Annotated in this window: 8 protein-coding genes and 2 pseudogenes; 9 read left to right on the forward strand and 1 reads right to left on the reverse strand. The window is 42.3% G+C overall.

Translation table 11 applies throughout. The features are described from left to right. From LC574_RS14035 to LC574_RS14060, 6 genes and pseudogenes are all read left to right on the forward strand, one after another. A partial coding sequence (locus LC574_RS14035; protein WP_229454089.1) for a sensor histidine kinase KdpD occupies window positions 1–744 on the forward strand: 744 nt, incomplete at its 5' end. A gap of 102 nt (window positions 745–846) precedes the next feature. Next, on the forward strand, window positions 847–1,110 hold the full coding sequence (locus LC574_RS14040; protein WP_229454090.1) for a hypothetical protein: 264 nt from the start codon (window positions 847–849) through the stop codon (window positions 1,108–1,110). Between the two features lie 507 nt (window positions 1,111–1,617). After that, window positions 1,618–2,274, forward strand: a pseudogene (locus LC574_RS14045) (bifunctional ornithine acetyltransferase/N-acetylglutamate synthase); the annotation flags it as partial. Between the two features lie 339 nt (window positions 2,275–2,613). Continuing rightward, entirely contained in the window at window positions 2,614–3,816 is a 1,203-nt protein-coding gene (locus LC574_RS14050) for an AAA family ATPase (protein WP_229454091.1), read from the forward strand. Window positions 3,817–4,253: 437 nt separating this feature from the next. Then, window positions 4,254–5,783, forward strand: a complete 1,530-nt coding sequence (gene psbB / locus LC574_RS14055) for a photosystem II chlorophyll-binding protein CP47 (protein WP_229454092.1) — start codon at window positions 4,254–4,256, stop codon at window positions 5,781–5,783. A 98-nt stretch (window positions 5,784–5,881) separates the two neighbouring features. Further along, entirely contained in the window at window positions 5,882–5,989 is a 108-nt protein-coding gene (locus tag LC574_RS14060) for a photosystem II reaction center protein T (RefSeq protein ID WP_084227385.1), read from the forward strand. A gap of 105 nt (window positions 5,990–6,094) precedes the next feature. Here LC574_RS14060 and LC574_RS14065 read toward each other — a convergent pair whose 3' ends face one another. Beyond that, window positions 6,095–6,298 carry a hypothetical protein gene (locus tag LC574_RS14065; protein ID WP_229454093.1) on the reverse strand — a complete coding sequence of 68 codons (204 nt, stop codon included), beginning with the start codon at window positions 6,296–6,298 and terminating at the stop codon, window positions 6,095–6,097. Window positions 6,299–6,369: 71 nt separating this feature from the next. Between LC574_RS14065 and LC574_RS14070 the strand changes: the two genes are divergently transcribed. The 3 genes and pseudogenes from LC574_RS14070 to LC574_RS14080 form a co-directional block, all read left to right on the forward strand. Beyond that, window positions 6,370–7,437 carry a 30S ribosomal protein S1 gene (locus tag LC574_RS14070; RefSeq protein WP_229454094.1) on the forward strand — a complete coding sequence of 356 codons (1,068 nt, stop codon included), beginning with the start codon at window positions 6,370–6,372 and terminating at the stop codon, window positions 7,435–7,437. Between the two features lie 159 nt (window positions 7,438–7,596). After that, the gene (locus tag LC574_RS14075; protein WP_229454095.1) at window positions 7,597–8,331 is read left to right on the forward strand and encodes an HAD family hydrolase; all 735 of its coding nucleotides are present in this window, start codon (window positions 7,597–7,599) and stop codon (window positions 8,329–8,331) included. Window positions 8,332–8,465: 134 nt separating this feature from the next. Continuing rightward, window positions 8,466–8,552 (forward strand): annotated as a pseudogene (locus LC574_RS14080) (Uma2 family endonuclease); the annotation flags it as partial. Window positions 8,553–8,652 lie beyond the last annotated feature (100 nt).

An 8,652-nucleotide genomic window follows, 5' to 3' on the forward strand; every position in this document is an offset into this window, starting at 1 on the left:
GAGGCGCGTCAAAAGCAAATTGAGCAAGAGCAACTTGTGGTGCAATGGGAGGAGATAAATCAACTCAAAAATGACTTTTTGAATTTAGTTTCCCATGAACTGCGATCGCCTCTGAGTAATATCAAGTTAATGATTCAAATGATACAAATATCTCCTGGTACTCAGGAAGCTCAACGCTATCTAGAAGTGATGGAAAGTGAGTGCGATCGCGAGCTAGGATTAATTAACGATCTACTAGACTTACAACGGCTGGAAAGCTCATCCTATCCAGTGATGACACCTGATTCCTTGCTCTTACAACAGTGGTTGCCTTGGGTTATTGAGCCATTTCAAATCCGTGTTCAAGAACATCAGCAAACTCTACAGATAAATCTCCCTTCAAATCTTCCGCCGTTGTTCTCAGATGGCATTAGCTTGGAACGAATCTTAGTAGAATTGCTCAATAATGCCTGTAAATACACACCTGCGGATGGTGAAATTGTCCTAAGTGTACGTCACAATTCCTCAGAAGCGCCCGCAAAAACTATTATTACTATCAGTAATTCAGCAGAAATTTCGGTAACAGAGTTACCACGAATTTTTGAGAAATTTTATCGCGTTCCCAATGCAGATATCTGGAATCAAGGTGGTTCGGGATTAGGTTTACCTATAGTAGAGAAATTAGTCGAACAACTCCAAGGAAACATTCAAGTAGAAAGCAGTAACGGGTGGACGACATTTATTGTCACATTAACTGATTTATAGGTTTTTAGCTTCTAAGCTAAACCACATCTAGTTTGCATATCTAAAATTTATATAACTCTTGTGGGGTGGGCATCTTGCCCGCCCTAATTATGCAATTTCAATGTGGAACAGCTTATTAAAATTTTAGAAAATTTACGCTACAGATACGTTTTTAGAGGCACTATAGCAATCCTTGCAGGAGTCGTGAAAAATATAGATAAGGAAACGAACCGCCCTTCGGGTTCACCAGTCGCCTACGGCGGGAAACCCGCCTACAGCGCTGGTTCACCAAGAACGCCAAGGACACAAAGGGAAGAAAGAAGAAAGAGATATAGAATTTTCACAAATGATTTAGAACTGCTATATCTATCATTTGTGTCAACTTAAGCTTACAACCTAACACCCTAAGTCTTTCGGATTCGCTCTACTAGCACCCTTAAAAAGGTTGTCGTTATCCACATTTTTGTAACAGTCAAAGTGTTGCGTTCACCCGATATCCCGCCCAGAACTTAAGTTCTGCGCTGATAGCTAAAGTCCACTAAGCGTGGACTGAAATTTTCCCTTTTATATAAGATAGCCTTCTACATGGCTGAAAATTTTGTATTTAGTCCTCTTGAGAGGACTTTAGCTATTAGCCTTGGAATTTATTCCGAGGCGGGAATGGTAACGAAGCCCAAGATTTAAAAAATGTTGGTAATGACAAGCGTGAAAAAGTGGTGAATTAGAATTTTAGCCCCCAAGGGGGTTGCGGGATCTGATATCTTTGTCAATAAACGTTTTTAGCTTAACTTGACATGTATGCACATCTATACGCCCCTACAATCGATTCATCTGTCACAAAGATTTTTGTAAATGGTATGAGATAATTAAAGCAAATTATTAAATTCCATAAAAATGTCATTAACTATATCTTTCACACCTCAGGGTTTTAGTGCATTTATTACTAATTTGGGAATACGAGATACAACTGATGATTTTGTATTTATTAAATCATCAGTTCCTTGTATTGCTGATGGAGTCTTTACTCAAAGTCTTTTTGCCGGGCCAAGTGTTACTATTAGCCGCAATAACTTAAAAGATTCACAAGCACAAGGAATTGTCGTTATATCTAAGAATGCAAATGTAGCTAATGGTTCTGTTGGCATCGCTGACGCCCAAGAGGTTCTGCAATTAGTTGCAACTGAAACTGGAATTGCTGCACATAATATTGTGATAGCTTCTACAGGTGTAATTGGCAGACGTTACCCGATTGAAAAAATCCGGGCAGGTTTATTAGGATTGGGGAAAAATTTGACTGCTGCTGATTTTCATGCCGCAGCCCGTGGTATTATGACCACCGATACAGTACCGAAACTAGCGACACGGCAAATAGGTAATGCCAAGCTAGTAGGAATTGCCAAAGGTGTTGGTATGATTGAGCCTAATATGGCTACCCTCCTAACTTTCTTTTTTACTGATGCGGCAATTTCTGCAAATAGCCTTCGTTCTATTTTTCGCTCTACTATAGATAAAACCTTTAACTGTCTGAGTGTGGACACTGACACTTCTACTGAGTAGCGTCTCGTAATGAGGAGGGACGACGAAGCAATCGCAATGACATGTTAAATTTTATTATTTTATCGAATAATAAAAACTGGGATGCACCCTAGATAAATGGCGCAGGTACATCAAGAACTAATTGCTTTGTTAAAAAAGTTGACGCAGGTAGTTACTATGTATTATAGTATATTACACTAAGAATGAGTTAGATTAAAAAGACTTCCTAGCCAGTACAGCACGTTGAAAATAAAATCACCATTTGTACGCAATTAATTAATATTACGAGAAAAATTTTTCAAAATCTTATACTTAACCCAAAATAACTTGATTAACGCTGCATAACTAACAAATATGGATTTTGACTATTTTAGAAGTAATGAAGGTACTCCCACAAATAATACCCGGCAAAGCTTGCTTGCTAGCGGTTGGCGACCGTTTAACCGAGAATTAGACTGGGGGTTTTTGTGGCAACTGTTGTATAGTGACTCCCGCGAATTAACTCAAAAAAGTTTGAATTTAGCGAGTAATCTTGCTGATGTTTTGGGACGAAATAATTATGCTTGGTGGGCTAATTTATTAAATGTTGTATCTGATAATACCCGCTACGAAGTTGAAAAGTTTTGGAATTACATCACGCCAGATCCTCAATCACCAGATCATCGCTACAAAGATATTTTGAGTACGGAAACGCCCATCGTCCAATTTGTCAGTCGTAGTAGTATTCCCATTGATTATGTTCTTAATCGACTGCAAGAAATTACTGTACTGCGAGTTTTAGGTGTATTGGGTAATCCCGACATTATTACTCAGTATTACTCAGAAAGAGATTTTTATTTTCCTATAGATAAATTTGTTAGCTGGGAACGCTTAGACGTTATCAATACTGTTTATGCTTACTGGGCGAAGCATGACGTTTGGTTACAAATTGATCCCTACGATCGCGGGCGACGACAATATACTTTAATGGCGAAAAATCTCGCACCACTAATTAACAAAGCGACTTATGACTTAGCAGTGATGCTGAGTGGATATCAAAGTCGTGTAGGCAAGGTTCAGAGTCAATTTCCCATTCGCACATTTCCAGCAGATATCCAAAACTTTACTGATTCTGTACAACAAGCGATTCTGAATCAAAACCAGTTAGCGGTTGTTGTACATGGGCAACCAGGTACTGGTAAGACAGTTTGGACACAGGCAGTAGCAAAAGAAATTCTTGTACCTTTGGGGTATGTAATTTTTATTTTAGATCATGATGCGATCGCTAACTTTGTCCCACCGACTTACATAGAGCGTATCTGTATCGTTATTAACGAAGCTGATAATCTAGCGCAAAATCGTGCTTCCGAGGTAGCGCAATACAATAACAAAACCGAACACATTCTGAGTTTATTGGATGGCACTTTGTATCAGAGTGTAATTGATGAGTCTGGTATTCAAATGCAGCAACGGTTAGTTGTCTTGATGACTTGCAACACTACCGAAAGATTAGATCCAGCCATCTTACGTAAAGGCAGGGTGGATTTAATATATGAGTTTACGCAACTATTTATTTGAAGACGGTAGCACGAATACTGCCCACTGTCTGCTGCCTTTCTTGTTTAACTACACTACTCCCCACTCCCCACTCCCTACTCCCCTGATAAAGAAAGCAAATTTAATCCCCGACAGCGATTGGTAGCGAAAAAACTTGGAGATGCTACGCGATCGCATCAATTTACACGCTTGCAAACAATTCCATCAATAGTTACACTTTTTAAAACATTCTCATTTTTGCTTAGTGATGGCTACCCTACAGGGTAAATCTCAAGGGAGCAAGTAAGCATTGCCAAAGCACCCACACTGTCTAACTTATAAGACTAAGCTGTGGTAATGTTCTGGCTGTGGCAATAACAAAAAACAAGAGAGAGTTTTCTGAGTGGCGAGTTTCGTTTCTTAGAATCTCAGTAACAAAATTGCTTTGTAAACTAACTCATCGAGGAGGAGCGTAGTCGATGGGACTACCCTGGTACCGAGTACATACAGTCGTTCTGAATGATCCAGGGCGGCTGATTTCTGTACACCTAATGCACACAGCCTTAGTAGCAGGCTGGGCTGGTTCGATGGCACTCTACGAACTGGCTATTTTTGACCCTAGCGATCCGGTTCTCAATCCGATGTGGCGTCAAGGGATGTTCGTTCTACCCTTCATGTCGCGTTTGGGCGTTACCCAATCTTGGGGTGGTTGGAACGTTACTGGTGGCCCAGCAACTGATCCTGGCTTCTGGTCATTTGAAGGCGTTGCTGCGGCTCACATCGTTCTTTCCGGTCTTTTGTTCCTAGCTGCGGTTTGGCACTGGGTTTACTGGGATTTGGAACTTTTTAGAGATCCTCGCACTGGGGAACCTGCCCTAGACTTGCCAAAAATGTTTGGCATTCACCTATTCTTATCTGGTCTACTTTGTTTTGGGTTTGGTGCTTTTCACGTCACCGGACTATTTGGCCCAGGGATTTGGGTTTCTGACGCTTATGGTATAACTGGGGCTGCCCAAGGAGTAGCACCAGAATGGGGCCCAGATGGTTTTAACCCATATAACCCTGGTGGCATTGCGGCTCACCACATTGCTGCTGGCGTTGTTGGTATTATTGCAGGCTTATTCCACCTCACAGTCAGACCCCCCGAACGGCTCTACAAAGCCCTACGGATGGGGAACATTGAAACAGTACTTTCTAGCAGTATTGCAGCAGTTTTCTTTGCTGCTTTCGTTGTTGCAGGTACTATGTGGTACGGTAACGCCGCCACTCCCATCGAATTGTTTGGCCCAACCCGTTATCAATGGGATCAAGGCTACTTCCGTCAAGAAATTCAGCAGCGCGTCCAAAGAAGTGTTGGTCAAGGTGCAACCCTTGACCAAGCTTGGTCGCAGATTCCCGAAAAGCTGGCTTTCTATGATTACGTCGGTAATAGCCCCGCTAAAGGTGGTCTATTCCGTACAGGGCCGATGGTTAAGGGTGATGGCATTGCTCAGTCTTGGCAAGGTCACGCCGTATTTAAAGATTCTGAAGGACGGGAATTGACCGTGCGTCGTCTCCCCAACTTCTTTGAAACCTTCCCAGTGGTTTTGACCGACGCAGATGGAATTGTCCGCGCTGACATTCCCTTCCGTCGGGCAGAATCTAAGTATAGCTTTGAGCAATCTGGTGTCACCGTCAGCTTCTATGGTGGCAATCTGAATGGTAAGACCTTTACAGAACCAGCTGATGTGAAGAAGTATGCCCGGAAAGCTCAAGGCGGTGAAATCTTTGAATTTGACCGAGAAACCTTGAATTCTGATGGTGTATTCCGCACCAGTCCTAGAGGTTGGTTTACCTTTGGACATGCAGTATTTGCTCTCTTGTTCTTCTTTGGTCATCTCTGGCATGGCGCTCGGACAATCTACCGAGACGTATTTGCTGGTGTTGATGCCGATCTAGAAGAGCAAGTTGAGTGGGGTCTATTCCAGAAAGTGGGTGACAAGTCAACCCGCCGGAAGGAAGCTCTCTAATTTCAGTGCTGAGTTATGAGTTAAGGCTCTAACTCAGCACTCAAGCGACTCAGCACTAAAAACTTTCATTACTGGCTCGATAGGCAGGAAATCGTAATATGGAAAGCGTTGCGTACATCTTGATTTTTACTCTGTGTATAGGTACTCTCTTCTTTGCGATCGCATTTCGCGAACCCCCTCGCTTTGAGAAACCAAAAGATAAGTAGATCCTATATACCAGACCTTTAAGCAGATTGAATCTTAATATCCGTTGCTACGATCCTTAGTAGCAACGGATATTATTGTATTTGTCCTTTGTCCTTTGTCCTTTGCTAATGACCAATGACCAATGACCAATGACCAATGACCAATGACCAATGACCAATGACCAATGACCAATGACCAATGACCAATGACCAATGACCAATGACTAATGACAAATTGTTGTGATATAATTTCCAATCTTGGGAGTAGATATGTGTTAATACTAGCTTTTCTGCGCTAGGATGAAAATGGATGTTAATGTAAGCTGCCATAAAACTGTTTGCATAACACATCTGGCTTGTCGCACAACCTTTACGGAGACTAGAACCAGGAACAAATCAGCATGGTCAATCAGAATTTAACCGCTACAGAAATTGGATTCACTCACGAAGATTTCGCTGCTCTACTTGACAAATACGATTATCATTTTAGCCCTGGTGATGTTGTCCCAGGAACAGTTTTCAGTATAGAGCCGCGCGGCGCTCTGATTGACATTGGTGCTAAAACCGCAGCATATATTCCTATACAAGAAATGTCTATTAACCGGGTAGATAGCCCGGAAGAAGTCTTACAGTCAAACGAAACGCGGGAATTTTTTATCCTTACTGATGAAAACGAAGATGGTCAATTAACCCTTTCCATTCGCCGTATTGAATATATGCGGGCTTGGGAGCGCGTGCGACAGCTGCAAGCAGAAGATGCTACTGTCCGTTCTGGCGTATTTGCAACCAATCGCGGTGGAGCATTGGTACGGATTGAGGGATTACGTGGTTTTATCCCAGGTTCTCATATCAGTACCCGCAAACCTAAAGAAGAATTGGTAGGCGAAGATTTGCCATTGAAATTCCTAGAGGTGGACGAAGAACGTAACCGCTTAGTTCTATCTCACCGTCGGGCGCTGGTTGAACGTAAGATGAACCGCCTAGAAGTCGGCGAAGTAGTAATTGGTACAGTTCGTGGGATCAAACCCTACGGTGCTTTCATCGACATTGGCGGCGTCAGTGGTCTACTACACATTTCTGAGATTTCCCACGAACATATTGATACACCTCATAGCGTATTCAATGTCAATGATGAAGTAAAAGTTATGATCATTGACTTGGATGCAGAAAGGGGTCGGATTTCCCTATCTACCAAGCAGCTAGAACCCGAACCCGGCGACATGATTAAAAACCGGGATTTAGTCTACGATAAAGCAGAAGAAATGGCTGCTAAGTATCGTGAACAGCTGTTAGCCAAGCAACAAGGTGCTACTGCGGCGGCGGCTGCACCTGCGGAAGTTTTAGCAGAAGAAGATATTCCACCAGCAGCGGAACTTGACGAAGATATTCCACCAGCAACGGAAACTGAAGAAGATATTCCACCAGCAACAGAAACTGAAGAGGGAATTCCAGCAGCTATTGAAGAATAATACATTTATAGTTTTACTTATTCTTAAGTAAGAGTATTAAATCATTGTACAAAGAGGGGAAAACCCTCTTTTTTTATGTGGAGAATTGGGAACAGTTAGGAGTTAAGCATAAAAATTCATAACTCTTCACTTTTAACTAAATAAATGGAATGAAATATTATGGCAACTATTAAATGTAGAAACATCACTTTTGATAATATCCAGGCAATTTTGTTTGACAAAAACGGTACTCTAGAAGATTCAGAAACGTATTTGCGATCGCTCGCACAAAGAGCAGCCAGGTTGATAGACGCTCAAGTTCCCGGTATTGGGGAACCGCTATTAATGGCATTTGGCATCAATGGCAATATTCTAGATCCGGCCGGTTTGATATCAGTAGCGAGTCGCCGTGAAACAGAAGTTGCGGCTGCGGCATATATTGCCGAAACAGGAAGAGGATGGTTTGAATCCTTAAAAATAGCCCGTCAAGCTTTGGATGAAGCAGAAAAATACATTGAAAAAACTCCTTCACCCCTGTTTGTGGGCAGCTTAGACTTGTTGAAATATCTACGGAAAGGGGGTTTGAAACTCGGTATTCTCTCAGCTGCAACAAGCGATGAGGTACATAACTTTGTAGAGAATCACCAATTAAATGATTATATCCAGTTGGAAATGGGAGTAGATGAGGGGCCGAGTAAACCAGATCCAGTGCTATTTTTGCAAGCTTGCAAAGCTTTGGGAGTCCAACCAGGCGCTACATTGATGGTGGGTGATTCGGTTGGTGATATGCAAATGGCGCGTGATGCTAAAGCCGCAGGTTGTATTGGTATCACTTGGGTGGGTAAGTCGGATAATGTCCGAGGTGCAGATGTGGTGATTAATCAAATTGATGAAATCCAGATTTTAAAAGATTAGATTAATTTATAGCAGTTTTCAATTGCGTGAAGTAGGGGCGTATATATGTGTGCCTTTGTATATCATAGTATTTTTAGTGTGTCAAGTTAAAACTGCTAGGATATTAATTGCTCCTTACGGTTGCTAAACAAGCCATGCAAAACACAGAAACGACGTTACAACTTCGCCTGTGGACAGTTAAAGAATACCACCGGATGGCTGAGGCTGGGATTTTTGGTGCAGGCTTGTCTTCGATCTGCACGCCCTTGGCCAGTTGCTCGTCCACCAGCTTCTGCAGGGAGACAGAGTCCAGGAACTCGACCATGCGCTGGTTGAGCGACG

The organism is Nostoc sp. CHAB 5715, assembly GCF_020829685.1.
Lineage (GTDB): Bacteria > Cyanobacteriota > Cyanobacteriia > Cyanobacteriales > Nostocaceae > Nostoc.

Coding starts and splice junctions, on each gene's coding strand:
- LC574_RS14050 (WP_229454091.1), top strand. CDS start 2,614: ATGGATTTTGACTATTTTAGAAGTAATGAAGGTACTCCCACAAATAAT.
- psbB (WP_229454092.1), top strand. CDS start 4,254: ATGGGACTACCCTGGTACCGAGTACATACAGTCGTTCTGAATGATCCA.
- LC574_RS14060 (WP_084227385.1), top strand. CDS start 5,882: ATGGAAAGCGTTGCGTACATCTTGATTTTTACTCTGTGTATAGGTACT.
- LC574_RS14065 (WP_229454093.1), bottom strand. CDS start 6,298: ATGGCAGCTTACATTAACATCCATTTTCATCCTAGCGCAGAAAAGCTA.
- LC574_RS14070 (WP_229454094.1), top strand. CDS start 6,370: ATGGTCAATCAGAATTTAACCGCTACAGAAATTGGATTCACTCACGAA.
- LC574_RS14075 (WP_229454095.1), top strand. CDS start 7,597: ATGGCAACTATTAAATGTAGAAACATCACTTTTGATAATATCCAGGCA.